Genomic DNA, 25094 nt, shown 5'->3' on the forward strand with positions numbered 1-25094 from the left:
AACCACGGGGCCGGCCCGCGGACACCTCTGCGAACCGGCCCCGACGCGTGTCCGGCGCCGGTCACTCCACGTGGTTCACCGTGCCCTCGCGGTCACGGCGCGGTGTTCCAGGCGCAGGAACGCCCACCCCCGCCCGGCCACCCGGTCCCCGGAAGTCGACAGCCGCGGGACTGGAACGTTGGAGCGTCGTCGGCTTCGACGACCTTCCGGAGGTCCGCCGGTCGGCCACGCCCCTGACGACCGTGCGGCAGCCGCTCGCCGGCATGCAAGCCCCGCCGCCCGTACGGCTCCGTCCGGCTCGCGACGAGCAGCCGGACTCACCGCGGGTGGAGCTCGGCACGGAACTCGTGCTCCGCTCGAGCACGGCGCCGCCTGCTGCGCGGTGCCCCTGACACGGCCGTCGCGACCGAAGGGCACGCGGGCGTGCGGGCGTGCGGACACTCGACAGGCACGCGGACATGCCAAGGCATGCGGTACGACGGCCGTGCCGCGCGGTGCGGGAGCCGGCGGCCCCCGGGACCTCCTCGTGCCGTCGGCTCCCGCCCGCCCGTACCGCGCCGTACGATGCCGGCGATCCCGCTCAGCTCTTCTTCATGAGCCTCTCGAGGCCGATGTTCAGTTCGAGGACGTTCACCCGCGGCTCGCCGATGAAGCCGAGGGTGCGGCCCTCGGTGTGCCGGTCGACGAGCCCTCGTACCTCCGCGACGGGCAGGCCGTTCTCCTGGGCGACCCGGGCAACCTGCAGGCCGGCGTAGCGCGGGGAGATGTGCGGGTCCAGCCCCGAGCCGGAGGAGGTCACCGCGTCGGCGGGGATGTCCGACCGCTCGACGGTGTGTCCGGGCACCGAGTTGTCCTTGATGACGGCGGCCTGCGCCGCCCTCACCTGCTCGACGAGTTCCGGGTTGTCGGCGGCCAGGTTGGTGGCGCCGGACAGGATGAGCCGGTACTGGGTGTTGACGGTGTTCTCCCCGAGTCCGTTGGCGGGGCGGCCCTGGAACCACTTGAGGTCCGGTTCCGGAGTCTCCTGACCGGGTTTCAGCGGCAGGTGGTACGACTGCCCGATCAGCGAGGAGCCCACGACGCGGCCGTCCGCCGAGACCTGCGAGCCGTTCGCCTTGCCGTGGAACAGGGCCTGGGCGACGCCCGTGACCACCAGGGGGTAGAGGACGCCGGTCACCAGGGTCAGCACGAGGAGGGCGCGCAGGCCGGCCCCGAGCAACCGGCCGGTGTTCGATACCGAGTTGTTCATGGCGGTCAACCGATTCCGGGGATGAGGGACAGGAGCATGTCGATGGCCTTTATGCCGATGAAGGGGGAGATCAGCCCTCCGATTCCGTAGACCGCGAGGTTGCGCCGGAGCATCCGGTCAGCGCTCATCGGCCTGTACCGCACGCCGCGCAGGGCGAGCGGCACCAGCGCGACGATGATCAGTGCGTTGAAGACGACCGCCGACAGGATCGCGGAGTCCGGCGAGGACAGGCGCATGATGTTGAGCTTGTCCAGGCCGGGGTAGACCGCCGCGAACAGCGCCGGGATGATCGCGAAGTACTTGGCGACGTCGTTGGCGATGGAGAACGTGGTGAGCGCGCCCCGGGTGATGAGGAGCTGCTTGCCGATCTCGACGATCTCGATGAGCTTGGTCGGGTCGGAGTCGAGGTCGACCATGTTGCCGGCCTCCTTGGCGGCCGACGTGCCGGTGTTCATCGCCACCCCGACATCGGCCTGCGCGAGCGCGGGCGCGTCGTTGGTGCCGTCGCCGGTCATCGCGACGAGCTTGCCGCCCGCCTGCTCCCGCTTGATCAGGGCCATCTTGTCCTCGGGCGTGGCCTCCGCGAGGAAGTCGTCGACACCCGCCTCGTCGGCGATCGCCTTGGCCGTCAGCGGGTTGTCGCCCGTGATCATGACGGTCTTGATGCCCATGCGCCGCAGCTCCTCGAACCGCTCCCGCATGCCCTGCTTGACGACGTCCTTCAGATGGATCACCCCGAGGACGCGGGCACCGTCGCCGTCCTCCACGGCGACCAGCAGCGGTGTACCGCCCGCCACGGAGATGCCGTCGGCCAGCCGCTCCGTCTCCTCGGCGACCTCGCCGCCGCACTCGCGCACCCAGGCCATCACCGACCCGGCCGCGCCCTTGCGGATCCTCCGGCCGTCGACGTCGACGCCGGACATGCGGGTCTGTGCGGTGAACGTGATCCATTCGGCGCCGGTCAGCTCGCCCTGATGCCGCTCACGCAGCCCGTACCCCTCCTTGGCGAGGACGACGACCGAGCGGCCCTCGGGCGTCTCGTCGGCCAGCGAGGAGAGCTGCGCGGCGTCCGCGACCTGGGCCTCCGTCGTGCCGCGCACCGGCACGAACTCCGCCGCCCGCCGGTTGCCCAGCGTGATCGTGCCGGTCTTGTCCAGCAGCAGCGTGGAGACGTCCCCGGCCGCCTCGACGGCGCGGCCCGACATGGCCAGGACGTTGCGCTGGACCAGGCGGTCCATGCCCGCGATGCCGATCGCGGAGAGCAGGGCGCCGATGGTGGTCGGGATCAGGCAGACCAGCAGCGCCACCAGCACGACCAGCGTCAGCCGTGTGCCCGCGTAGTGGGCGAAGGGCGTCAGCGTGGCGCAGGCCAGCAGGAAGACGATGGTCAGCGAGGCCAGCAGGACGTTCAGCGCGATCTCGTTCGGCGTCTTCTGCCGTGCCGCGCCCTCGACCAGGTTGATCATCCGGTCGATGAAGGTCTCGCCCGGCTCGGTGGTGATCCGCACGACGACGCGGTCGGAGAGGACCTTCGTCCCGCCGGTCACGGCACTGCGGTCACCGCCCGACTCCCGGATGACCGGCGCCGACTCGCCGGTGATGGCCGACTCGTCGACCGAGGCGACGCCTTCGACGACGTCGCCGTCACCGGGGATGACGTCACCGGCCTCGCACACCACCAGGTCGCCGACGCGCAACTCGGTGCCGGGGACGGTACTCCCGTCGACCCGGCGGGCGACCGTGTCCGTCTTGGCCTTGCGGAGCGTGTCCGCCTGCGCCTTGCCCCGGCCTTCGGCGACGGCCTCCGCCAGGTTGGCGAAGAGCACGGTCAGCCAGAGCCAGGCACTGATGGTCCACCCGAACCGGTCCCCCGGGTCCGTGAAGGAGAAGACGGTGGTCAGCACCGAGCCGATCCACACCACGAACACCACGGGCGACTTGACCATCACCCGCGGATCGAGCTTGCGGAACGCCTCGGGCAGCGAGGCGACCAGTTGCGCGGGCGTGAAGAGCCCCGCGCCGGCCCGGCCCTCGGCGGCCGGCCGGCCGGTGGGTACGTCGCTGTGCGGCGCCCGGTTCTCGGTGGCTGTGGACATGGAGTCCTCGTGCTTCTGTATACGAGCCTTGGGGCTGCGGGCCTTGGGAATGCGGGCCTTCTGGCCTCGGGTCTTCTGGCTGCGGGTCTTCTGGCTGCGGGTCTTCTGCAGGGGACGGGTCATCACGCCAGCCCTTCGGCCAGCGGCCCCAGGGCCAGCGCCGGGAAGTAGGTGAGACCGACGATGATCAGGATCGCGCCGACCAGCAGGCCGGTGAACAACGGCTTCTCGGTGCGCAGGGTGCCCGCGGTGGCCGGCACCGGCTGCTGCCCGGCCAGCGAGCCGGCCAGGGCCAGGACGAACACCATGGGCAGGAAGCGGCCGAGCAGCATCGCGAGCCCGGTCGTGGTGTTGAACCAGTCGGTGTTCGCGTTCAGGCCGGCGAAGGCCGAGCCGTTGTTGTTCGCGGCGGAGGTGAAGGCGTACAGCACCTCGGAGAAGCCGTGGGCGCCGGGGTTGAGCATCGAGTTCGGCGGGGTCGGCAGGGCCATCGACAGCGAGGTGAACACCAGCACCAGTGCCGGAGTGATCAGGATGTAGACGGCCGCCGGCTTGATCTCGCGGGGGCCGATCTTCTTACCGAGGTACTCGGGCGTTCGCCCGACCATGAGCCCCGCGATGAAGACCGCGATGACCGCCATGATCAGCATGCCGTAGAGCCCGGATCCGACACCGCCGGGTGCGATCTCCCCCAGCATCATGCCCAGCATCGTGATGCCGCCGCCGAACCCGGTGTACGACGAGTGGAAGGAGTCGACGGCGCCGGTGGAGGTGAGCGTGGTGGTCACCGCGAAGATCGACGAGCCGCCGACCCCGAAGCGCAGTTCCTTGCCCTCCATGGCGCCGCCGGCGATCCGCAGCGCGCCCTCGTGGTGGGCGAACTCGGTCCACATCATCAGGGCGACGAAGCCGATCCAGATGGTGGCCATGGTCGCGAGGATCGCGTAGCCCTGGCGCACCGAGCCGACCATGACGCCGAAGGTCCGGGTCAGGGAGACCGGGATGAGCAGGATCAGGAAGATCTCGAACAGGTTCGTGAACGGCGTCGGGTTCTCGAAGGGGTGCGCACTGTTGGCGTTGAAGTAGCCACCGCCGTTGGTGCCCAGTTCCTTGATGGCCTCCTGCGAGGCGACGGCGCCGCCGTTCCACTGCTGCGAGCCGCCCATGAACTGACCGACCTCGTGGATACCGGAGAAGTTCTGGATCACCCCGCAGGCGACCAGCACGAGCGCGCCGACGACGGCGAGCGGCACCAGCACCCGGGTGACCCCGCGCACCAGGTCCGACCAGAAGTTGCCCAGCTCCCCGGTGCCGGCGCGCGCGAAGCCCCGGACGAGGGCGACGGCGACCGCCATACCGACGGCCGCGGAGACGAAGTTCTGCACGGCCAGGCCGGCGGTCTGCACGACGTGGCCCATCGTCTGCTCGCCGTAGTACGACTGCCAGTTGGTGTTGGCCACGAAGGACGCGGCGGTGTTGAAGGCCTGCGCCGGCTCCACGGAGTCGAAGCCGAGCGAGCCAGGCAGGACGCCCTGGACGCGCTGAAGCAGGTAGAGGAAGAGGACGCCGGCGAAGGAGAAGGCGAGCACGCCGCGCAGATACGCGGTCCAGCGCATCTCCGTCTCCGGATCGGCACCGATGCCCTTGTAGATCCACTTCTCGACCCGCAGGTGCTTGGGAGAGGAGTAGGCCCGGGCCATGTAGGTGCCCAGGGGTGCGTGCACGATCGCCAGTGCGCCGATGAGGGCCAGCGCTTGGAGCACGCCGGCGGCTATGGGACCCATGTGGCTCTCAGAACCTCTCCGGGAAGATCAGGGCGAGGACGAGATAGCCCAGCAGGGCGACGGCCACGAGCAGGCCGACGAGGTTCTCGGCGGTCACAGCTTCGTCACCCCCTTGGCGACGAGAGCCACCAGCGCGAAGACCGCGATCGTGGTGACGACGAAGGCCGCATCGGCCATCGTGAGCTCCTGGAGTGAGGTTCGGTTGCGACTAGGACGCTCCGAGCAAAACCCCTCGTCCGACCGGATACGACCACCGTTGACGGGTCCCATACGGTGCTCTGTGCCGCATTGACGGATCTCTTACGGCGTCCTGGGCGGGGCGACAGGAGTGCCGACCCCGCCGCGACGACGCAGGTTCTCTTTGGCACCGCTGAGAGCACGACGAAGCGCGCGTCGGACCCCGCCAAGGACCGCCGCCCCGCCCCGCGGCCCTACACCGCCCCAGGGCCCCGACTCGACGACACGCCGTAGGACGGTCGCCGACCGCGCCGAACAGCGCGGTGAGCCTCGCTGCCGGGCCGCTCACCCCGCACGTCCTGGCCGACCGGGTCACCGGCACGGCCCGGCCCAGGTCTCGCGGGCACCGGCAGGCCAGCCGTACGCCACCTACGCCACCTACGCCACCTGTTGCGTACCGACTCGTCCGCACCGACGGACCGGCTGGGTTACGGACCGGGACGGCGTCCCGGAGCACCGATCGGCACGCCGGACCCGCGGCAGCCCCTCGGCGAGGACGCGCGGACGTCGGCCGCGTCAGGCCCACTGCCGCGCTGCGCTGAGCTGAGCGACGGCGCCGCACCGCCTGTGCGACCGCGTCGAACGCGGGACCGCGCTGACGGTCTTCACGCCCTGCGGTCCGGAATGACCCACCGTGCCCGCGGGAAGCCGTGTCTCTACGCCTTTCGCCCGAACCGGCGCCTCGGCGAACGCACCACGACCTGCCCCCAGCTGATCTCTCCGGTGACCCGCACCCGCAGCACCACGGGCGTCCCGGTGCCGACGGCGCGCGGTACCTTCACCTCGGCGTACCTCGCCACCAGTGAGTCGGTGTCCACCACGACGCCGGGCCGGGTCACGAGCTTCAGCATCCCGGCGCGCATGTCGAGGTCGATGTGGAGGGTGTCGTGGGCGATCACGGCCCGGGTGAGGTCGAGTGTCACCTCTCCCCAGGCCGACCGGATCTCCAACCGCCGGGGCACCACCCAGCCGTCGCCACGCCGGGTCGACGCCCCCTCCTGCTGGATGCGGACGACATCCTTCACCTCGGCGACCGGGCCTTCGCCCGGCACCACCGGCAGGTCGGCGGTCAGGACGGCCAGCTCTCCCAGCGTCCGCGCGGTGAGCGCCGCCCCCACCCGCTCGTCCAGTTCCTCGGCGGTCAGCCGACCGGCCCCGGCCGCGCCGCTCAGCACGTCCACGACCCGGTCCCGGTCCGCGTGCGAGGCCCGGAGGCCGGGCGACTCGCCGACTCGCGAGGGCAACACCGTCATCGCTCCACCCCGATCTCCCCGGGGCGGGGTGCCAGGTGAGCACCCCGCCACTGCCACGAACTAACGCTATATCGCGTCATACCCAACGGCCAACCCCACGTCCACCGTTCCCTTGCCGCGGCCTATCGTGACCGGCATGCAGTCCTACACGATCGGCCAGGCGGCACGGCTGCTCGGCGTCAGCCCGGACACCGCCCGCCGCTGGGCCGACGCGGGCCGGCTCACCACCCACCGCGACGAGGGCGGACGGCGACTCGTCGACGGGCGCGACCTGGCCGCGTTCTCGGTGGACCTCGCCCGCTCCGACGGCGCCGACGAGGAGACCCCGTACACCTCGGCCCGCAACGCCTTCCCGGGGATCGTGACCGCGATCAAGCTCGGCGACGTCGCCGCCCAGGTCGAGATCCAGGCGGGACCGCACCGGCTCGTCTCCCTGCTGACCCGGGAGGCGGTGGAGGAACTCGGTCTGGAGGTCGGCGTGGAGGCCACCGCCCGAGTGAAGTCGACGAACGTACATATCGACAGGGCGTGACCCGTCGGCCGGCCTCACGCCCGTACGAACGCACATGCCAGCCTTTCCTCGAACACGCCTCGCTTATGCGATGCGACAGGAGACTTACCCCTCGCAGATGCGGAAGTATGATCGGCGTCGTGGTGAGGCCGACGGGCTCGGCCGCCGTCCAGCCCAGCCGCCGTCCAGCCCGGCCGCCGAACCGTCGGAAGCCCGCCCGACAACCCCGACCACGCAGAGGGAGTGGCCCGTGACGACCCGATCCGTGCGCAGGACCCGCCGCATCCGACGGACCCTGCGGGCGCCCCTCCCGGCCGCCGCCGCGCTGCTGGCCCTGAGCGCGTGCTCGTCGTCCTCCGGCTCGGACACGGGTCCGGACTCCGCCGGCTCCTCGTCGTCCGCCAAGGTCTCCGGCCAGGTCAACGTCTTCGCCGCCGCCTCGCTCAAGGAGAGTTTCACGGCGCTCGGCGAGACATTCGAGAAGCAGCACCCGGGCACCGAGATCACCTTCAACTTCGCCGGCAGCGACACCCTCGCCGCCAGTATCACCAGCGGCGCCCCCGCGGACGTGTTCGCCTCCGCCAGTCCGAGGACGATGGCCACCGTCACCGACGCCGGGGCCACGGCCGGCGCACCCTCCACCTTCGTGCGCAACCAACTGGAGATCGCCACCCTGCCGGGCAACCCGGACAGGATCTCCTCCCTCGACGACCTCGCGGAATCCGGCCTCAAGGTCGTGCTGTGCGACGAGTCCGTGCCGTGCGGCGCCGCGACTCGGCAGGCGCTGGCGGCCGCCGGCCTGGAGCTCACCCCCGCCTCGTACGAGCAGGACGTCAAGGCCGCCCTGACCAAGGTCGAACTGAAGGAGGCCGACGCCGCCGTCGTCTACCGGACCGATGTGAGGGCGGCCGGCGACAAGGTGACGGGCGTGGACTTCCCCGAGTCGGCCGAGGCCGTCAACGACTACCCGATCGCCCTCCTCGAGGAGGCTCCCAACGCCGGCGCGGCGAAGGCCTTCATCGACATGGTGAAGTCCGCCGAGGGGCAGCGGGTGCTGACCGGCGCCGGGTTCCGCACGCCGTGAAGAAGCCCCACGTGCCCGGGACCGGCGCCCGCGCGGTGCCGGTCCCCCTGCTGGTACCCGCCCTCGTCGGCCTGGCGTTCCTGCTGCTGCCGCTGATCGCCCTGCTGGTACGGGCGCCGTGGCGCAGCCTGCCCGACCAGCTGACCAGCCCGGAGGTGTGGCAGGCCCTGCGGCTGTCGCTGCTGTGCGCCACGTCGGCGACCGCGCTGAGCCTGGTCGTCGGTGTGCCGCTGGCCTGGCTGCTGGCCCGCACGGAGTTCCCCGGCCGGGGCCTCGTCCGCGCCCTGGTGACGCTGCCCCTGGTGCTGCCCCCGGTGGTGGGCGGCGTGGCGCTCCTGCTGGCGTTCGGGCGCAACGGCGTCGTCGGGCAGTGGCTGGACGCGTGGTTCGGGATCACGCTGCCGTTCACCACGACGGGTGTGATCCTCGCGGAGACGTTCGTGGCGATGCCGTTCCTGGTGATCAGCGTGGAGGGCACCCTGCGCGCCGCCGACCCGCGCTTCGAGGAGGCCGCCACGACGCTGGGCGCGTCGCGCTTCACCGCGTTCCGCCGGGTCACGCTGCCGCTGATCGCGCCGGGCATCGCGGCGGGCGCCGTCCTGGCGTGGGCGCGGGCGCTGGGCGAGTTCGGGGCGACGATCACGTTCGCGGGCAACTTCCCGGGCCGCACCCAGACCATGCCGCTGGCGGTGTATCTCGCCCTGCAGAACGACCCGGCGGCGGCGATCGCCCTCAGCCTGGTGCTGCTGGCCGTCTCCATCGCCGTACTGGCCGGGCTCCGGGACCGCTGGATGAGGGCATCATGACCGGCACCGACGAACCGACCACCACGACGGAACCCGCCGGCGGACGCACCCCGGGCGCCGGCCTCGACGCCCGCCTCGTCGTGGACCGCGGCACCTTCCACCTGGACGTCGCGCTGACCGCCGCACCCGGCGACGTCGTCGCCCTGCTCGGTCCCAACGGCGCCGGCAAGACCACCGCCCTGCGCGCGCTGGCCGGCCTCGCCCCGCTCACCGACGGCCACCTGCGCCTCGACGGTGCCGCCGTGGACCGTACGCCGCCCGAGTCCCGCCCGGTCGGCGTGGTCTTCCAGGACTACCTGCTCTTCCCTCACCTGACCGCGCTCGACAACGTGGCCTTCGGGCCGCGCTGCCGGGGCGCCGGCAAGGCGCAGGCCCGGGCACAGGCCGCCGCCTGGCTGGACCGCATGGGCCTCGCCGACCACGCGGGGGCCAAGCCTCGCAGCCTCTCCGGCGGCCAGGCCCAGCGCGTCGCACTCGCCCGCGCCCTGGCCACCAACCCCCGGCTGCTGCTCCTGGACGAGCCCCTCGCCGCACTGGACGCCCGGACCCGCCTGGAGGTCCGCGCCCAGCTCCGCCGCCACCTGACCGAGTTCGAGGCCGTCGCCGTGCTCGTCACCCACGACCCGCTGGACGCCATGGTGCTCGCCGACCGGCTCGTCGTCGTCGAGCAGGGCAGGGTCGTCCAGCAGGGCGGCCCCGCCGACATCGCCCGCCGGCCCCGCACGGACTACATCGCCCAGCTGGTCGGCCTGAACCTCTACCGCGGCCGCGCCGACGGCCACACCGTGCGGCTCGACGCCGGTCCCGCCCTCACCACCACCGAGGACCTCTCCGGCCCGGTCTTCGTGGCGTTCCCACCGGGCGCCGTGACCCTGTACGGACGACGCCCCACCGGCTCCAGCGCCCGCAACCTGTGGCGCTGCGAGGTCGCGGGCCTGGAGACCCACGGCGACCAGATCCGCGTGGACCTCACCGGCGAACTCCCGCTCGCCGCCGACCTCACCACGGTCGCCGCGGCCGAACTCGGCCTGCACCCGGGCGCGCCGGTATGGGCGACGGTCAAGGCGACGCAGACCCACGCATACCCGGCATGACTCCTCCGCCGGGCTACGGTGCCCTCATGAGCCTGAGCATCCGCAACCAGCTCCCCGGCACCGTCACCGCCGTCACCCCGGGCGAGGCCATGGCGACGGTCCGGGTCCGCCTCGTGGGCGGCCAGGACCTCACCGCGGCGATCACCCGGGACGCCGCCGAGGACCTCTCCCTCGCCGCGGGCACGGCCGTCCGCGCCCTGGTGAAGGCGACGGAGGTGTCCGTGGCGACCGGCCGTGTCGAGGGCCTGTCCATCCGCAACCGGCTGCCCGGCACGGTCACCGCTCTCACCACCGGCGACGCGATGGCCTCCGTGCGGGTCGCCGTGGAGGGCGCCGAACTGACCGCGGCGATCACCAAGGAGGCCGCCGACGACCTGGGCCTGTCCGTAGGCGCCCCCGTCGTCGCGCTGGTCAAGTCGACGGAGGTGTCGCTCGCGACCGTGTGAGACACGGCGAGAGGCTCCGTGCGGGGGGCCCGTCCCGGCCCGCACGGAGCCTCTCTCCTACGGGCGGCTCAGTCCTCGTACGCGTCCAGCGGCGGGCAGGAGCAGACGAGGTTCCGGTCACCGTAGGCCTGGTCGATCCGGCGCACCGGCGGCCAGTACTTGTCGGCGGCGGACACCCCGGCCGGGAAGACGGCCTCCTCGCGCGTGTACGCGTGGTCCCAGTCGCCGCCCAGCGCACCGGCGGTGTGCGGCGCGCCCCGCAGCGGGTTGTCGTCCGCGGACCAGGCGCCGGAGCCGACCTTCTCGATCTCCGCGCGGATGGCGATCATCGCCTCGCAGAACCGGTCCAGCTCCGTGAGGTCCTCGGACTCGGTCGGCTCGATCATCAGCGTGCCGGCCACCGGGAACGACATCGTCGGCGCGTGGAAGCCGTAGTCGATCAGCCGCTTGGCGACGTCGTCGACGCTCACGCCGGTCGCCTTGGTCAGCGGGCGCAGGTCGATGATGCACTCGTGCGCGACCAGCCCGTCCGGGCCGGTGTACAGCACCGGGAAGTGCGGCTCCAGGCGCTTGGCGATGTAGTTGGCGGACAGCACGGCCACCTGCGTGGCGCGCTTGAGCCCCTCGCCGCCCATCAGCCGGACGTACGACCACGAGATCGGCAGGATGCCGGCCGAGCCCCACGGCGCCGCCGAGATCGGGCCGACGCCCGTCTGCGGACCGGCCGCGGGCTGCAGCGGGTGGTTGGGCAGGTACGGCGCCAGGTGCGACCGCACGGCCACGGGTCCGACGCCCGGACCGCCGCCGCCGTGCGGGATGCAGAACGTCTTGTGCAGGTTCAGGTGGGAGACGTCGCCGCCGAAGTGGCCGGGCTTGGCGAGGCCGACCAGGGCGTTGAGGTTGGCGCCGTCCACGTAGACCTGGCCGCCGGCGTCGTGCACCCGGGCGCAGATGTCGGCGACGTGCTCCTCGAAGACGCCGTGCGTGGAGGGGTACGTGATCATCAGCACGGACAGCTCATCGCGGTGCTTCTCGATCTTGGCGCGCAGGTCCTCGACGTCGATCTCGCCGTCCTCGGCGGTCTTGACGACGACGACCTTCATGCCGGCCATGACCGCGCTGGCGGCGTTGGTGCCGTGCGCGGAGGACGGGATGAGGCAGACGGTGCGCTGCTCGTCACCGTTGGCGCGGTGGTAGGCGCGTACGGCGAGCAGGCCGGCGAACTCGCCCTGCGACCCGGCGTTCGGCTGGAGCGAGACCTTGTCGTACCCGGTGACCTCGGCGAGCCGCTCCTCCAGCTCACGGATGAGCGTGAGGTAGCCCTGCGCCTGCGCGGCAGGCGCGAAGGGGTGCAGGGCACCGAACTCCGGCCACGTCACCGGCTCCATCTCGGTGGTCGCGTTGAGCTTCATGGTGCAGGAGCCCAGCGGGATCATGCCGCGGTCCAGCGCGTAGTCGCGGTCCGCGAGGCGGCGCAGGTAGCGCAGCATCGCGGTCTCGGAGCGGTACTGGTGGAAGACCGGGTGGGTCAGGAAGTCGTCGGTGCGCAGCCGGGCCTCGGGCAGCGTCTCCCCGGTCGCCGCGTCCAGCGCCTCGATGTCGCCCTCGACGCCGAAGGCGTTCCACACGCCGCCGACCTGGGCGCGCGTGGTGGTCTCGTCGCAGGCGAACGACACGTGGTCGGCGTCGACGAGGCGCAGGTTGATGCCGTTCTCCCGGGCGGCGTGGACGACCTCGGCGGCCCGGCCCGGCACCCGCGCGGTGACCGTGTCGAAGTAGGCGCCGTGCACGATCTCGACACCGCCGGCCGCGAGACCCGCGGCGATGACCGTGGCGTACCGGTGGGTGCGGCGCGCGACGGCCCGCAGCCCCTCCGGCCCGTGGTACACGGCGTACATGCCGGCCATGACGGCGAGCAGCACCTGCGCGGTGCAGATGTTGCTGGTGGCCTTCTCGCGGCGGATGTGCTGCTCGCGGGTCTGCAGGGCGAGGCGGTAGGCCTTGTTGCCGTCGGCGTCCACGGAGACGCCGACCAGGCGGCCGGGCAGGCTGCGCGCGAACTTCTCGTGCACCGCCATGTAGCCGGCGTGCGGTCCGCCGAAGCCCATCGGCACACCGAAGCGCTGCGTGGTGCCGATGGCGATGTCCGCGCCCAGCTCGCCGGGCGAGGTGAGCAGCGTGAGGGCGAGCAGGTCGGCGGCGACGGTGACGAGGGCGCCGAGCTCGTGCGCCCGGTCGATCACCGGCTTGATGTCGCGCACGGCACCGGAGGCGCCCGGGTACTGGATCAGGACACCGTTGATCTCCCGCTCCGCGACCTCGGCCGGGATGCCCTCGCCGAGGTCGGCGACGACGACCTCGACGCCGGTCGGCTCGGCGCGGGTCCGTATCACGGCGATGGTCTGCGGCAGGGCGTCCGCGTCGACCAGGAAGAGGCCCTTCTTGTTCTTGCCCATGCGCCGGGAGAGCGCCATGGCCTCGGCGGCGGCGGTGCCCTCGTCGAGCAGCGAGGCACCGGAGGTCGGCAGGCCGGTGAGCTCGGCCACCATGGTCTGGAAGTTCAGCAGGGCCTCGAGACGTCCCTGGGAGATCTCCGGCTGGTACGGCGTGTACGCGGTGTACCAGGCCGGGTTCTCCATGACGTTGCGCAGGATGACCGGCGGGGTGAAGGTGCCGTAGTAGCCGAGGCCGATCATGGAGTCGAGGACCTGGTTGCGGTCGGCCAGGGAGCGCAGCTCGGCCAGCACCTCGGCCTCGGAGCGCGCACCGGGCAGGTCCAGCGCGTCGGCGTTCTTGATCACATCCGGCACCGCGGCGGCCGTCAGCTCGTCGAGCGAACCGTAGCCGACCTGCGCGAGCATCTTGGCCCGGGCCTCTTGGTCGGGGCCGATGTGGCGCTGCTCGAACGGTGCTGCCTGTTCGAGCTCGGAGAGCGGAGTGCGATGGGCGGTCATTGCGGAGGCCTCCTGGTCTGACGACCTTCGAGGGGCACCACGGCGCGGGTACCCGGACGGCCTCCCCCTCTGTCATCTCGACCTGAGAGCTTCACCGGGGGGCCCGAGGGCTCTCCCGGCTTTCACCGTCGGTGAGAGCGGAAGCCGTTGACGCCCGCCCTGCTTTCCAGAGTGACCTCGTCCGTGCGGTACGTGAGCCTGAGAGATTCCGGGGAGGATTTGCTCCTTCGGCGCCTCCGGTGGTGTCCGGAGGACTCTCCCGCACGGGGTCAGCAGCCGTTTGCCAGCGTACCAGCGAGGTCGCCGCACGGACTTCGAGTGGCCGACCGGCCATATGTGCTCTTTTGTAGTACTTACGGATGATTCGGCGGCTGGTGTGCGAGCCCAGTGCGACCCAATGGAGGGCCCCGTGCGTACCGACATCGACCCGCGCAATCTGATCGGCCGCAAGGCGTTCGACCGCAACGGCACCCGGATCGGCACTGTCGACGAGGTCTATCTCGACGACGCCACGGGGGTCCCCGAGTGGGCTGCCATACGCACCGGCCTGTTCAGCAGGGACGCCTTCGTGCCCCTGGAGCCCAGCGAGCTGGTCGAGGGCACCCTGCGCGTGCCCTTCGACCGGGCTCTGATCAGGGAGGCTCCCGACTTCGGCGTCGGCCGCCATCTCTCGCCGGAACAGGAACTCCAGCTCTACCACCACTACGGCCTCGACGTCGCCGCTCCTCCCCCGCTCCCCGACCACGACTTCGGCAGGCTGGCGGGTCAGGGCAAGGAGGAGAGCTGACGGCGGTCCGGTCCCACCGCGCCCTGCCCGCCCGGGCCGGTCCGGGCCCGTCCGGGCCCGTCCGGAGGATCGTGGCGCAGACGCGGGCTCCGACCGCCCTCTCCGCCGCCCGCAGGACACGAGGAGCACCCCACCGGCCCTGCCGACGCTCGCCGACACCCTCCCCCGCCTCCCCTTCCGTCTTCCGGCCGGCCCCCTCGGTCCCCTCCCCGGCGCCGGTCGGCGGGCGCCGTCACGTCAGGTCCTGCCCGACGGCAGGACGCGCGGGCCCCGCCGGGCCGGTCCGCGCGTCGGTGCCCGCGGCGAGGCCCGGGCCGTCCTCCGCGCCCGCCGGCCCGGACGCCCCGGGTCTTCGCGGCACGGGCGCGACCAGTGGCAGCGGATCCGCCGGTGTCAGGTCCGGGTCGTCCACCGGGAAGGTCCGTACCCGGCCGGTCTCCGAGTAGGGCGTCTCGAACCGCACGGTGACCCGCCCCAGTCCGCTGCCCTGCACCCACCCGTGCCCGTACTCCGTGTGCCGCACGTCGTGCCCCGCCGGCCACCGGCGCTCGGCGGGGGCCGGCCGGTGCTCCGCGGCGGGCTCCGGATCGGGTTCCTCGGCGAGCTCGTCGGCCCGGTCCCCCGCCGCCTGCGCGAAGAGGTCCTCCTGCGTGTAGTCGGCGAGTCCGCTGACGCCGACCCCGAGCAGCCGCACGCCGCCCGTGGTGTCCACGGAGTCCAGCAGCCGGGCCGCGGCCTCCCGCACCACTCCCGGGTCGTCCGTGGGCCCCCGGAGGGTCTCGGAGCGCGTCAGCGTGGAGAAGTCGTACCTGCGCACCTTGAGCACGATGGTCCGCCCGGACAGCCCGGAGGCGCGCAGCCGCCGTACGCACCGGTCGGCCAGCCGCCCGACTTCCACACCGACCCGCAACCGGTCGTGGATGTCCACGTCGTAGGTGTCCTCGACGGACACCGACTTGGTCTCCCGCTCGGCCACCACGGGCCGCTCGTCACGGGCCAGGGCCATGGCGTAGAGGGCATGCCCGTGCGCCTTGCCCAGCAGCCGTACGAGCTCGTCCTCGCCCGCCTCGGCGATCTCACCGACCGTGGTGATCCCGGCCCGCCGCAGGTGGTCTCCCGTGGCCGGGCCCACACCGGGCAGCGTCCGTACCGTCATCGGCTCCAGCATCGCCCGCTCGGTCCCCGGCGGGATCAGTACCAGCCCGTCGGGTTTGGCCTCCTCGGAGGCGATCTTGGCGAGCATCTTGGAGGCGGCGAGCCCCACGGACCCGGTGAGGCCGGTGACGGTGCGGATGTCCGTGCGCAGCTTCGCGCCGGCCAGCCGCGCCGACTCCGCGTCCCAGGCCGTCCCGCCGGCCTCCAGATCCACGAAGGCCTCGTCCAGGCTCAGCGGCTCCACCAGGGGCGACAGCGCCCGCAGCAGCCGCATCACCTGCTCGCTGATCGACCGGTAGAGCTCGAAGCGCGGGACGAGGTACGCGGCGTTGGGTGCCAGCCGCCGGGCCTGGCCCATGGGCATCGCCGAGTGCACGCCGAAGACCCGCGCCTCGTACGAACAGGTGGCGACCACGCCTCGTGGCCCGAGGCCGCCCACGACCACGGCCTTCCCGCGCAGGCTCGGCTTGGATGCCTGCTCCACCGAGGCGAAGAAGGCATCCATGTCGAGATGCAGGATCGTGGGCGCGGTTCTCACATCTCCGATGCTGCCCTACGCCACTGACAACGCCACGCCCGACCGTGCCCCGCCCGCGTGCGGGCGGTGTCAGACCGCCCGGTTGCGCCGCCGCGCCAGTTCGTCCGCCGGATTGTGCCCGACCAGGGTCTCCCCCGTGTCGATCCGCTCCCCGTGCAGCTGGGACAGCGCGCTCTCGACGTCCCGCCACACCACGCCGACGGCGATGCCGAAGATGCCCTGCCCGCCCTGGAGCAGGGCGTGCACCTCGTCGGGCGAGGTGCACTCGTAAACCGTGGCGCCGTCGCTCATCAGCGTCATCCGTTCCAGGTCACGAAAGCCGCGTTCCCTGAGATGCTGGACGGCGGTGCGAATGTTCTGCAGTGACACCCCAGTGTCGAGGAAGCGCTTGACGATCTTCAGCACGACCACGTCGCGGAAGCTGTACAGACGCTGCGTCCCGGACCCGTGGGCGGGCCGCACGGAGGGCTCGACGAGGCCCGTGCGAGCCCAGTAGTCGAGCTGCCGGTAGGTGATACCGGCGGCCGCGCAGGCCGTCGGACCGCGATAGCCGATCTGCTCGGACGCCATGGACGTCGTCCCTCCGCTGCTCGGCACGGCAGCCGGTCGCTGCGGAACGCCCTCGGCCGCGCCACCGTGTTGGGGATACCCCCCGCCCGCGCGGAGCCGAGATTTCGGGGGAGGGTACGGACCGCTTGCCCCAAGGCTGTGCCCGGGGCCACCCCCAGCCGTACCGTCGCCGCTGATTCTCACGCCGACCTCCGTCCTTGACCTGCCTCCTCGACGGTAGGCAGTCACCACGGGTGCGTCAACGATCGCCACACTCGGCACGCCGAGTGATAATCACCCTACGAGTGGTTTCACGTGCCCCACCGCGGGGAAAGGCTAGCCGAATGTGCCCGGTGGAGGGCCGTACAGGCGCCCTGGAACGCCTCGGCCCTCGCGCCTCACTGGTTGCTGGTCCCGAAGTCCTCGGGCGAGATCTGGTCGAGGAACTCGCGGAACTTCTCGACCTCGTCCTCCTGCTCGTCCGGGATGGCGATACCGGCGTCGTCGAGCACCGTGTCACTGCCGAAGATCGGTGTTCCGGTGCGAAGGGCCAGCGCTATGGCGTCGGACGGCCTGGCACTCACCTCGACCCCGCTCGCGAAGACCAGCTCGGCGTAGAAGACCCCGTCCCGCAGGTCGGTGATGCGCACTTCGGTGAGCTCCTGGCCGACGGCTTCCAGCACGTCCTTGAAAAGGTCGTGGGTCAGCGGGCGTGCGGGGGCCATGCCCTGCTGGGCGAAGGCGATCGCCGTCGCCTCCCCCGGCCCGATCCAGATGGGGAGGTAGCGGTCGCCTCCCACCTCGCGCAGCAGCACGATCGGTTGGTTGGAGGGCATCTCGACCCGGACACCTACGACATCGAGCTCGTTCACACAGCAACCCTAGGCCGTGCCCGGGACATTTGGGTAGTCGGGCCGGGATCGGGTGGGCGTTCCGGGTTCCCGAGCAGGCCGGCTTCAGGGCAGCCGCACGCCGAGGGCGGACTGCACCAGTGCCGCGTGCAGCTTCACCGCGAGCCCGGCCAGCTCCTTGGTGCGGGCTTCCGCGTGTGCCCTGGTCTGGGGGTTGCGGTGGCGCTTCAGCGGCGCCACCACCTGGTCCACGAGCCCGGCCTCCCGGTCCGCGGCGGCCTTCATCACCCGCAGGTGCCGCGGCTCGATCCCGAACTTCCCCAGCTGGACCACCAGCGACGCCACGGTGACCACCTCGGCGTCGTACCCCCCGTCGGGCAGCGGGGCGAGGAGCCCGTACGACTCCCACTCCTTCAGCTCCTGCTCGCCGATCCCGGCCGCGGCGAGCAGCTCGTCCCGCCCGATCCGGGCCGCCACGGGTCCCTCGGCGGTCTCCGGCACGGACTCCCCGTCCCGCTGCCGGGCCAGCGTCGGCAGCGGCACGGCCTCACCGCGTTCCATGGCGTCCAGGTGCTCGCGGATCACCTTCAGCGGCAGGTAGTGGTCCCGCTGCATGCGCAGCACCTGACCGAGGCGCTCGACGTCGTGGGCACTGAACTTGCGGTACCCCGCCGGGGTCCGCCGCGGCTCCACGAGGCCCTCCGACTCCAGGAAACGGATCTTGGAGATGGTGACGTCGGGAAACTCGTCACGCAGTGCGTTCAGCACCGTGCCGATGCTCATCAGCCCACTGTCCGTGGCGGCGGCGCCGTTCCCGGCACCGCCGCTCGGTGTTCGAAGCATGGACCTTCCCTGGAGGTTCCCCGGGCGGATGCCCGGGGGCGGTCAGTAACCCCGCTGGCTCGCGTAGAAGACCAGCCGGTACTTGCCGATCTGCACCTCGTCACCGTTCGACAGGGCGACCTGGTCGATTCGCTCACGGTTGACGTACGTGCCGTTCAGGCTGCCGACGTCGGCCACCGTGAACGAGCCGTCCGGACTGCGACGGAACTCCACGTGGCGGCGCGAGACCGTCACGTCGTCCAGGAAGATGTCGCTCTGCGGATGACGCCCGGCGGTGGTCAGCTCGCCGTCGAGCAGGAATCGGCTGCCGGAGTTCGGACCACGGCGCACGACGAGGAGCGCGGACCCGAGCGGCAGTGCGTCGACGGCCGCCTGCGCCTCGGGAGAGAGCGCCGGCATCGCCGTCTGGCCGGTGACCTCCGCGTCGTACGCTTCCAGGCCGGAGATGGAGATCGTGGAGGTCGTCTCGGACGCACGCTCCGGAACCGCCCCGGCACGCAGCGGCGCCCCGCAGTTGGAGCAGAAGCGGCTGTTCTCCGCGTTGCGGTTACCGCACCTCGTACACACCAAGGCCGACATGGACGGATCCTCCTGCCGCGGCTGCCCCGCCGGAACGTTCGCCCCGTACGGACCGGGGCCGAACCCTCCGCCCGTACCCGAGGTCGACGGCTGCCCGAAACCTATGCCGCTGGACTGCGCAGGGTCAACGGACGGCGCGCCATGACCACCCGGCGTGTCACCGCCCGGACCAGCCACCTGGTCCCGGTACATCGGACGCCGACCCTCTGCGTCAGGCTGTGCGCGATGACGGGCGGTCGCGTTGTCGCTGCCCTCTCGCGCGCTCTTGCCGAACAACTTCGCAAACAACTTCACGGGCGATTCCCCTTGACCGAAACAGACCCGCCCGTGGGGCAGGACGAACCCTGACTGAACGTACTGGCCGACCCGGACACCTTCACAACGTCCGTCTCCACCAGACAGTTTCCACCACGCACCACCCAATCGGTGCGCCGACCCCCCGCAACCTCATGCCCTCGCCGGACGCCGCCCATGCACCGCCGGTTCACTCGGAGGACGACCGAGCGTAGTCAGGCCGCTTCGCCACTCGCAAGGCGTCCACGACGATCTTGCCGGACCGCTCAACATTAACGGTGGCCTGTTCCTTCTCCAGAGTCTGCACCACGCCTCCAGGAATGTTGAGAGCCGGTTCGAGGTCCTGCGGCTTGCCGATGACCTGAAAACGATAGGGCGCGTTGATCTTGTTCCCGTCGACGCTCACGGACTTGTCGGAGTCCGTGAGGTACGTGCCGGCGACGACCCGCACGCCGTTCACCTGGATCGCCTCCGCGCCCGCCGCGCGCAGTTCCTGGATCGCGTCGAGCAGCATGTCCGCTTCGACCGCTCCCTTCGTGTCCTCGATCGTCACTGTGATGCCGGGCCCCTGCGCGGCCACGGTGCCCGCGAGGATGCCCAGTTGCCGCTCCTTCTCGAGCGTCTGCCTCCGGGCCTCCTCTGCCTGGTCGGAGCTGTTCTCCAGCTCGTCGCGCTGCTTCTCGAGGCCCTGCTTCTCGTCTTCAAGACGCTGAGTCCGGTCGTCCAGTTCATCGAGGATGCGGACCAGATCTTCCTGCCGGGCGCCACGCAGCGCGCTGTCGCCCTCGCTGTTCGACGCCACCTGGACGGCCAGGCCGAAACCGAGGCCGAACAGGAGCAGGGCGACGATGAGTTGGGCCCGGGTGAGGCGCGGCGGCCACAGCCCCTTGACGAGCCGCTGCCTACCGGTCAGCCCGGGCTGCGGCCCGGCCTCCCGCTCCGGCGGCTTCCCGGCCGGTACGTCGGCGGCCGGGGGCGCCGGCGGCGGCACCTCGTCGGGCAGCTCCTTGCGCAGCTTGTTCGCGGACTGCGCGTCGCGGTCGCTCATCGGCCTCACGCCCGGAAGACGTGGCGTCGGATCGCCGCGGCGTTGGAGAAGATGCGGATGCCGAGGACGACCACCACACCGGTGGACAGCTGGGCCCCGACGCCCAACTTGTCGCCCAGGAACACGATCAGTGCGGCCACGACCACGTTCGACAGGAACGACACCACGAAGACCTTGTCGTCGAAGATGCCGTCGAGCATGGCCCGCAGGCCGCCGAACACGGCGTCGAGCGCCGCCACGACGGCGATCGGCAGGTAAGGCTCGACGGCCGCCGGCACCTCGGGCCGGACCAAGAGGCCGGCCACGACTCCCACGACGAGGCCCAGTACGGCGATCACGATGTGCCCTTCTCGGTTATCGGCTGTGCTGTACGTACGATCACACTTGTTGCGGCCGGCAGCTTGAGGTCGTCCACCGCGGAGACGGCCGTCCGGATGCCGTAGTTCTCCTGCAGGGCATGCAGGTACAGCCCGTCGGCACTGTCCTGGAAACGGGTACTGAGCCGCTCGCCGTCCCCGACCGCAAGCACCGTGTACGGCGGCACCAGCGGCCTGTTGTCGACCAGTATCGCGTCACCGGCGGCCCTGATCGCCGACAGTGCTGTCAGGCGCTGTCCGTTGATGGAGACCGCCTCGGCGCCCGACTCCCACAGCCCGTTGACGACGCGCTGCATGTCCCGGTCACGCACCCGGCCCGTGTCGGAGAACCCGGAGGTGCCGCGCGGCTGCCCGTCACCGCCCGCGCTCGCGTCCTTGGCGTCGTCGACCACGAGCTTCACACCCGGGCCGTGCACCTCGACCGCGCCCGACAGGATGCCCATCAGGTCGGAACGGCCACTGTCGCCGTTCTTCTCGAGCGCCTCGCGCTGTCGCGCGCTCACGTCCGCCCGCAGCTCGTCGACGCTCTCCTCGAGCCTGTCGGCGGCAGAGGTCTCCCCCTCGATGCGGTCGATGAGCTCTTCGCGCTCCTTGGCGACGGCGGGAGCCGCGACGCGCGCCTGGGCCGCACCGACCGTCACCACCAGCGCCGCGAGCACCAGGCCGGCGGCCAGTCCGAGCTTGGCACGGAGGGTCTTGGGCATGCCGCCCACGCCCTCGGTCTTCTTCCGCGCGGCAGCCTCGGCGTATCCGTCGTCGAGGCTGTGGTCCATGACGTTGGTGAGCAAGGACATGGACGCGTCCGGGCGCGAGGGCCGCGTGAATGTGCTCCGAACAGGGGGTTGCTGCGGCATGCCGCACATCGTCGCACGCCACGGCCACTACCTCCGAATGGCCCCACCGGCGTGCCGGACAGGCCCCCTTGGGGGACACTTGTCCGGCACGCACGCGTGCGGTGTGTGCGGTGTGACCTACCGGCCCGCGCTGTCCACCACCGCGGACCACTCGTCGAGCAGGGCCTGCGCCGAGGCGTCGTCGGGGCCCTCGGCCCACAGATGCGTGACCGCCTCGGCGGGGTCGGGCAGCACCATCACCCACCGCCCGTCGGTCTCCACCACGCGCACACCGTCCGTGGTGTCCACGAAGCGGTCTCCGGCCGCTTCGACGACCCGCCGCATCACCAGTCCCTTGACCGCCCACGGAGTGGCCAGATCGCGCTTGAGGACATGCGCCCGCGGGATCCGCGCGTCGATCTGGCTCAGCGTGAGCTGCGTCCGCGCGACCAGCCCGATCAGCCGCACGAAGGCCGCCGTACCGTCGTAGACGCTGCTGAACTCGGGGACGATGAAGCCGCCCTTGCCGTCACCGCCGAAGATCGCCCCTTCCTCGCCCCCGACGCGTGTCAGGTCGTCGGGAGAGGTGGTCGTCCACTCGACCTGGGTGCCGTGGTACGCCGCCACCTGTTCGGCGATCCTGGTGGTCGTCACCGGCAGCGCCACCCGCCCGCTGCGCCGCTCGGCCGCGATCAGGTCGAGCATCACCAGCAGCGCCCGGTCGTCCTCGATGATGCGGCCCTTCTCGTCGACCAGCGACAGCCGCTCACCGACCGGGTCGAACCGCACGCCGAACGCCGCCCGCGACGACGCCACGATCTCCCCGAGACGCACCAGACCCGAGCGCCGCATGTCGGCCGATTCGGTCGGCCTGGATTCGTCGAGGCCGGGATTGATGGTCAGCGAGTCGACACCCAGTTTTCCGAGCAGGCTCGGCAGGACCAGTCCCGAACTGCCGTTGGAGGCGTCCACGACCACCTTGAGCCCGGATTCGGCGATCCCCGTGATGTCGACGTTCCGCAGCAGCGACCCGGTGTACGAGTCGTACACGCTGGACGGGAAGTGCAGGTCCCCGATCTCTCCGGGGAACGCCCGCCGGTACTCCTGTCGTGCGAACACCCGGTCCAGCTTCCGCTGGCTGCCCTGCGACAGGTCCGCACCCTGTCCGTCGAAGAACATGATGTCCACGGAGTCCGGCACCCCGGGCGTGGTCCGGATCATGATCCCGCCGGCGCTGCCCCGTGCGGTCTGCTGCCGTGCCACGGGCAGCGGTACGTTCTCCAGGTCCCGTACGTCGATGGCGCTGGCCTGCAGGGCGGAGATCACCGCCCGCTTCAGCGCGCGGGCACCGCGGGAGTGGTCGCGGGCCGTGGTGACGGTGGAGCCCTTCTTCAACGTGGTCGCGTAGGCACCGGCCAGCCGTACGGCCAGTTCCGGCGTGATCTCCACGTTCAGGATGCCGGACACCCCGCGGGCGCCGAAGAGATGGGCCTGGCCCCGGGACTCCCAGATGACCGAGGTGTTGACGAAGGCACCGGCCTCGATGGTCTTGAACGGGTAGACCCGGACATTGCCCTGGATGATCGATTCTTCACCGACCAGGCACTCGTCACCGATGACCGCGCCGTCCTCGATCCGCGCGGCGCGCATGATGTCGGTGTTCTTGCCGACGACGCAGCCTCGGAGGTTGCTGTGCGGCCCGACGTAGACGTTGTCTGCCACGACGGCCTTGTGCAGGAAGGCGCCGCTCTTCACGACGACGTTGGATCCGATGACCGTGTGTTCCCGGATTTCGGCGCCGGCCTCGACCTTGGCGTAGTCGCCGATGTAGAGGGGCCCCCGGAGCACGGCGTCGGGGTGCACCTCGGCGCCCTCGGCCACCCATACGCCGGGCGAGATCTCGAAGCCGTCGATGTCGACGTCGACCTTGCGCTCCAGCACATCGGCCTGGGCCTTCACATAGCTCTCGTGGGTGCCCACGTCCTCCCAGTAGCCCTCGGCGATGTAGCCGTAGACGGGCTTGCCTTCCTTCATCAGCTGTGGGAAGACGTCACCGGACCAGTCCACGGGCACGTCGGGGTCGACGTAGTCGAATACCTCGGGTTCCATGACGTAGATACCGGTGTTCACGGTGTCCGAGAAGACCTGGCCCCAGGTCGGCTTCTCCAGGAAGCGTTCGACCTTGCCCTCTTCGTCGACGATGGTGATGCCGAATTCCAGCGGGTTGGGTACGCGCGTCAGGCACACGGTGACGAGCGCGCCCTTTTCCTTGTGGAAATTGATCAGGTCGGTGAGGTCGAAGTCGGTCAGGGCATCGCCGGAAATGACGAGGAAGGCATCGTCCTTCAACGCCTCCTCGGCGTTCTTGACGCTCCCGGCGGTTCCGAGTGGCTTCTCCTCGTTGGCATAGGTGAGCTCCATTCCGAGCTCTTCGCCGTCACCGAAGTAGTTCTTGACCAGCGAGGCCAGGAACTGGACGGTGACGACGGTCTCGTTGAGCCCATGCCTTTTGAGCAGCCTCAGCACGTGCTCCATGATCGGCCGGTTGGCCACCGGCAGGAGCGGCTTGGGCATGCTCGAGGTCATGGGACGAAGGCGTGTGCCTTCGCCTCCAGCCATCACGACGGCCTTCATGTCGGAAGCGTCCTCCTCTAAGAGACGACGGATTGACCGACTTCACCCGTCCAGAGTCCCGCACTTTTCCAGTGGGGGCCATCCGGCCGCCGGGGGCCTCACAATCGGCGGGTTCAGTCGGCCATGGTGTCCGCACGGACCAAGCGGCGGACCTGCACCACGTAGAGAACACCTGCCCACCAGTACAGGGTTGTACCCCATCCGGCGAACGCCCATCCGAAAACGGCAGCGAGTGACGCGATCCATCCGCTTCCGTCGCTCAGCAGAAGCAGGGGGAAGGCGTACATGAGGTTGAAGGTGGCGGCCTTCCCCAGGAAGTTCACCTGCGGTGGCGGATAGCCGTGTCGCCGAAGGATGCCCACCATCACCAGCAGGACGGCTTCCCGAGCAAGCAGTACAAGGGTCAACCAGAGCGGGAGAATCTCGCGCCAGGTGAGGCCCACCAGGGTGGAGAGAATGTAAAGCCGGTCAGCGGCGGGGTCCAGGAGCCGGCCGAGGCTGCTGATCTGGTTCCAGCGCCGCGCGAGCTTCCCGTCCAGATAGTCGCTGACGCCGCTCAGGGCCAGCACCAACAGGGCCCAACCGTCGCTCTGCGGACCGCCGAACTCGGGCCTGAGGATCAGCCATAGAAAGAGGGGCACGCCGGCGAGGCGCGCCATGCTGAGGATGTTCGGGATGGTGAGGACCCGGTCGGTCTGCACGCGGGTCTCCTGGACCTCCACGCGGGGGCCTCCTGGGGTGAAACGAGCCAATGATGCTCCCTGACCTTACCTCAACGCAAAAAAGCTCTGGCTCTCGGGCTGTATGCCCAAGAGCCAGAGCTCTAAGAGAAGTTCGGCGGCGTCCTACTCTCCCACAGGGTCCCCCCTGCAGTACCATCGGCGCTGTAAGGCTTAGCTTCCGGGTTCGAAATGTAACCGGGCGTTTCCCCTACGCTATGACCACCGAAACACTATGAAACAGACAACCAGCCACCCCGTGACCATGGGGCGGGATTGTTCGTGGTTTCAGAACCAACACAGTGGACGCGAGCAACTGAGGACAAGCCCTCGGCCTATTAGTACCGGTCACCTCCACACCTTGCGGTGCTTC

23 protein-coding genes, 1 rRNA gene, 1 pseudogene and 1 riboswitch are annotated in these 25094 nt (G+C 70.8%); of the genes and pseudogenes, 7 read left to right on the forward strand and 18 right to left on the reverse strand.

All coding sequences use genetic code 11. The annotated features are described in order from the left end of the window. Positions 1-182: 182 nt before the first annotated feature. A pseudogene (locus tag ACP4J0_RS12050) lies at positions 183-392 on the forward strand (LacI family transcriptional regulator); the annotation flags it as partial. Positions 393-580: 188 nt separating this feature from the next. Here ACP4J0_RS12050 and ACP4J0_RS12055 read toward each other — a convergent pair. From ACP4J0_RS12055 to ACP4J0_RS12080, 6 genes are all read right to left on the reverse strand, one after another. After that, the gene (locus ACP4J0_RS12055) at positions 581-1249 is read right to left on the reverse strand and encodes a potassium-transporting ATPase subunit C (RefSeq protein ID WP_426598631.1); all 669 of its coding nucleotides are present in this window, start codon (positions 1247-1249) and stop codon (positions 581-583) included. Between the two features lie 5 nt (positions 1250-1254). Beyond that, positions 1255-3345 (reverse strand): potassium-transporting ATPase subunit KdpB, encoded by a 2091-nt coding sequence (gene kdpB / locus ACP4J0_RS12060; RefSeq protein ID WP_426598660.1) that lies wholly within the window; start codon positions 3343-3345, stop codon positions 1255-1257. Positions 3346-3467: 122 nt separating this feature from the next. Beyond that, positions 3468-5129 carry a potassium-transporting ATPase subunit KdpA gene (kdpA, locus tag ACP4J0_RS12065; RefSeq protein WP_426598632.1) on the reverse strand — a complete coding sequence of 554 codons (1662 nt, stop codon included), beginning with the start codon at positions 5127-5129 and terminating at the stop codon, positions 3468-3470. A gap of 7 nt (positions 5130-5136) precedes the next feature. Then, complete coding sequence (gene kdpF / locus ACP4J0_RS12070; RefSeq protein ID WP_426598633.1) at positions 5137-5226, reverse strand: K(+)-transporting ATPase subunit F; 90 nt, start codon at positions 5224-5226, stop codon at positions 5137-5139. Beyond that, entirely contained in the window at positions 5223-5399 is a 177-nt protein-coding gene (locus ACP4J0_RS12075; protein ID WP_426598634.1) for a hypothetical protein, read from the reverse strand. The genes kdpF and ACP4J0_RS12075 overlap by 4 nt, the downstream gene beginning before the upstream one ends. A 623-nt stretch (positions 5400-6022) precedes the next feature. Beyond that, complete coding sequence (locus ACP4J0_RS12080; RefSeq protein WP_426598635.1) at positions 6023-6619, reverse strand: DUF1707 SHOCT-like domain-containing protein; 597 nt, start codon at positions 6617-6619, stop codon at positions 6023-6025. A gap of 136 nt (positions 6620-6755) precedes the next feature. Here ACP4J0_RS12080 and ACP4J0_RS12085 point away from each other — a divergent pair, with 136 nt between their 5' ends. The 5 genes from ACP4J0_RS12085 (at position 6756) to ACP4J0_RS12105 (ending at position 10560) form a co-directional block, all read left to right on the forward strand. Further along, positions 6756-7151: a TOBE domain-containing protein gene (locus ACP4J0_RS12085; RefSeq protein ID WP_426598636.1), complete on the forward strand. Its 396-nt coding sequence runs from the start codon at positions 6756-6758 to the stop codon at positions 7149-7151. Positions 7152-7380: 229 nt separating this feature from the next. Continuing rightward, positions 7381-8214: a molybdate ABC transporter substrate-binding protein gene (gene modA, locus ACP4J0_RS12090; RefSeq protein ID WP_426598637.1), complete on the forward strand. Its 834-nt coding sequence runs from the start codon at positions 7381-7383 to the stop codon at positions 8212-8214. Continuing rightward, a complete protein-coding gene (locus ACP4J0_RS12095) occupies positions 8211-9020 on the forward strand; it encodes an ABC transporter permease (RefSeq protein ID WP_426598638.1) in 810 nt (269 codons plus the stop codon). Before modA ends, ACP4J0_RS12095 begins: the two co-directional genes overlap by 4 nt. Next, positions 9017-10114 (forward strand): ABC transporter ATP-binding protein, encoded by a 1098-nt coding sequence (locus tag ACP4J0_RS12100; protein ID WP_426598639.1) that lies wholly within the window; start codon positions 9017-9019, stop codon positions 10112-10114. Before ACP4J0_RS12095 ends, ACP4J0_RS12100 begins: the two co-directional genes overlap by 4 nt. A 26-nt stretch (positions 10115-10140) precedes the next feature. Continuing rightward, entirely contained in the window at positions 10141-10560 is a 420-nt protein-coding gene (locus ACP4J0_RS12105) for a TOBE domain-containing protein (protein ID WP_426598640.1), read from the forward strand. 68 nt (positions 10561-10628) lie between these two features. On the opposite strand, the gene gcvP is transcribed toward ACP4J0_RS12105, so the two are convergent. Next, complete coding sequence (gene gcvP, locus ACP4J0_RS12110) at positions 10629-13514, reverse strand: aminomethyl-transferring glycine dehydrogenase (protein ID WP_426598641.1); 2886 nt, start codon at positions 13512-13514, stop codon at positions 10629-10631. A gap of 176 nt (positions 13515-13690) precedes the next feature. Beyond that, positions 13691-13786, reverse strand: a riboswitch (glycine riboswitch). Between the two features lie 137 nt (positions 13787-13923). On the opposite strand from gcvP, the gene ACP4J0_RS12115 reads away from it, so the two are divergent. Beyond that, positions 13924-14301, forward strand: coding sequence for a PRC-barrel domain-containing protein (locus ACP4J0_RS12115; RefSeq protein WP_426598642.1), 378 nt, complete (start codon positions 13924-13926; stop codon positions 14299-14301). Positions 14302-14533: 232 nt separating this feature from the next. Here ACP4J0_RS12115 and ACP4J0_RS12120 read toward each other — a convergent pair whose 3' ends face one another. From ACP4J0_RS12120 to rrf, 11 genes are all read right to left on the reverse strand, one after another. Then, positions 14534-15994 carry a DNA polymerase IV gene (locus ACP4J0_RS12120; protein WP_426598643.1) on the reverse strand — a complete coding sequence of 487 codons (1461 nt, stop codon included), beginning with the start codon at positions 15992-15994 and terminating at the stop codon, positions 14534-14536. Positions 15995-16063: 69 nt separating this feature from the next. After that, positions 16064-16747 carry a MerR family transcriptional regulator gene (locus ACP4J0_RS12125; RefSeq protein ID WP_426598644.1) on the reverse strand — a complete coding sequence of 228 codons (684 nt, stop codon included), beginning with the start codon at positions 16745-16747 and terminating at the stop codon, positions 16064-16066. A gap of 194 nt (positions 16748-16941) precedes the next feature. Further along, positions 16942-17415 carry a bifunctional nuclease family protein gene (locus ACP4J0_RS12130; protein ID WP_426522113.1) on the reverse strand — a complete coding sequence of 158 codons (474 nt, stop codon included), beginning with the start codon at positions 17413-17415 and terminating at the stop codon, positions 16942-16944. 84 nt (positions 17416-17499) lie between these two features. After that, the gene (locus ACP4J0_RS12135) at positions 17500-18237 is read right to left on the reverse strand and encodes a MerR family transcriptional regulator (RefSeq protein WP_426598645.1); all 738 of its coding nucleotides are present in this window, start codon (positions 18235-18237) and stop codon (positions 17500-17502) included. A gap of 42 nt (positions 18238-18279) precedes the next feature. Then, the gene (locus ACP4J0_RS12140; RefSeq protein WP_426598646.1) at positions 18280-19239 is read right to left on the reverse strand and encodes an FHA domain-containing protein; all 960 of its coding nucleotides are present in this window, start codon (positions 19237-19239) and stop codon (positions 18280-18282) included. A 61-nt stretch (positions 19240-19300) separates the two neighbouring features. Further along, positions 19301-20158 carry a DUF881 domain-containing protein gene (locus ACP4J0_RS12145; protein ID WP_426598647.1) on the reverse strand — a complete coding sequence of 286 codons (858 nt, stop codon included), beginning with the start codon at positions 20156-20158 and terminating at the stop codon, positions 19301-19303. 5 nt (positions 20159-20163) lie between these two features. After that, on the reverse strand, positions 20164-20496 hold the full coding sequence (locus ACP4J0_RS12150; RefSeq protein ID WP_003977440.1) for a small basic family protein: 333 nt from the start codon (positions 20494-20496) through the stop codon (positions 20164-20166). Then, positions 20493-21329 (reverse strand): DUF881 domain-containing protein, encoded by an 837-nt coding sequence (locus tag ACP4J0_RS12155; RefSeq protein ID WP_426598648.1) that lies wholly within the window; start codon positions 21327-21329, stop codon positions 20493-20495. The genes ACP4J0_RS12150 and ACP4J0_RS12155 overlap by 4 nt, the downstream gene beginning before the upstream one ends. A gap of 177 nt (positions 21330-21506) precedes the next feature. Continuing rightward, positions 21507-24002 carry a sugar phosphate nucleotidyltransferase gene (locus tag ACP4J0_RS12160; RefSeq protein WP_426598649.1) on the reverse strand — a complete coding sequence of 832 codons (2496 nt, stop codon included), beginning with the start codon at positions 24000-24002 and terminating at the stop codon, positions 21507-21509. A gap of 113 nt (positions 24003-24115) precedes the next feature. Next, positions 24116-24724 (reverse strand): CDP-alcohol phosphatidyltransferase family protein, encoded by a 609-nt coding sequence (locus ACP4J0_RS12165; protein WP_239770181.1) that lies wholly within the window; start codon positions 24722-24724, stop codon positions 24116-24118. A gap of 110 nt (positions 24725-24834) precedes the next feature. Next, positions 24835-24951: ribosomal RNA gene (gene rrf, locus ACP4J0_RS12170) — 5S ribosomal RNA — on the reverse strand. Positions 24952-25094 lie beyond the last annotated feature (143 nt).

Source organism: Streptomyces sp. WG7 (assembly GCF_049975785.1).
Lineage (GTDB): Bacteria > Actinomycetota > Actinomycetes > Streptomycetales > Streptomycetaceae > Streptomyces.

What these genes read in the sequence shown, in the direction of transcription:
- ACP4J0_RS12075 (WP_426598634.1), bottom strand. Translation starts at nt 5,399, where the DNA reads ATGGGACCCGTCAACGGTGGTCGTATCCGGTCGGACGAGGGGTTTTGC.
- ACP4J0_RS12085 (WP_426598636.1), top strand. Translation starts at nt 6,756, where the DNA reads ATGCAGTCCTACACGATCGGCCAGGCGGCACGGCTGCTCGGCGTCAGC.
- ACP4J0_RS12135 (WP_426598645.1), bottom strand. Translation starts at nt 18,237, where the DNA reads ATGCTTCGAACACCGAGCGGCGGTGCCGGGAACGGCGCCGCCGCCACG.
- ACP4J0_RS12080 (WP_426598635.1), bottom strand. Translation starts at nt 6,619, where the DNA reads ATGACGGTGTTGCCCTCGCGAGTCGGCGAGTCGCCCGGCCTCCGGGCC.
- kdpB (WP_426598660.1), bottom strand. Translation starts at nt 3,345, where the DNA reads ATGTCCACAGCCACCGAGAACCGGGCGCCGCACAGCGACGTACCCACC.
- ACP4J0_RS12160 (WP_426598649.1), bottom strand. Translation starts at nt 24,002, where the DNA reads ATGAAGGCCGTCGTGATGGCTGGAGGCGAAGGCACACGCCTTCGTCCC.
- ACP4J0_RS12155 (WP_426598648.1), bottom strand. Translation starts at nt 21,329, where the DNA reads ATGTCCTTGCTCACCAACGTCATGGACCACAGCCTCGACGACGGATAC.
- kdpA (WP_426598632.1), bottom strand. Translation starts at nt 5,129, where the DNA reads ATGGGTCCCATAGCCGCCGGCGTGCTCCAAGCGCTGGCCCTCATCGGC.
- ACP4J0_RS12105 (WP_426598640.1), top strand. Translation starts at nt 10,141, where the DNA reads ATGAGCCTGAGCATCCGCAACCAGCTCCCCGGCACCGTCACCGCCGTC.
- ACP4J0_RS12055 (WP_426598631.1), bottom strand. Translation starts at nt 1,249, where the DNA reads ATGAACAACTCGGTATCGAACACCGGCCGGTTGCTCGGGGCCGGCCTG.
- gcvP (WP_426598641.1), bottom strand. Translation starts at nt 13,514, where the DNA reads ATGACCGCCCATCGCACTCCGCTCTCCGAGCTCGAACAGGCAGCACCG.
- ACP4J0_RS12100 (WP_426598639.1), top strand. Translation starts at nt 9,017, where the DNA reads ATGACCGGCACCGACGAACCGACCACCACGACGGAACCCGCCGGCGGA.
- ACP4J0_RS12145 (WP_426598647.1), bottom strand. Translation starts at nt 20,158, where the DNA reads ATGAGCGACCGCGACGCGCAGTCCGCGAACAAGCTGCGCAAGGAGCTG.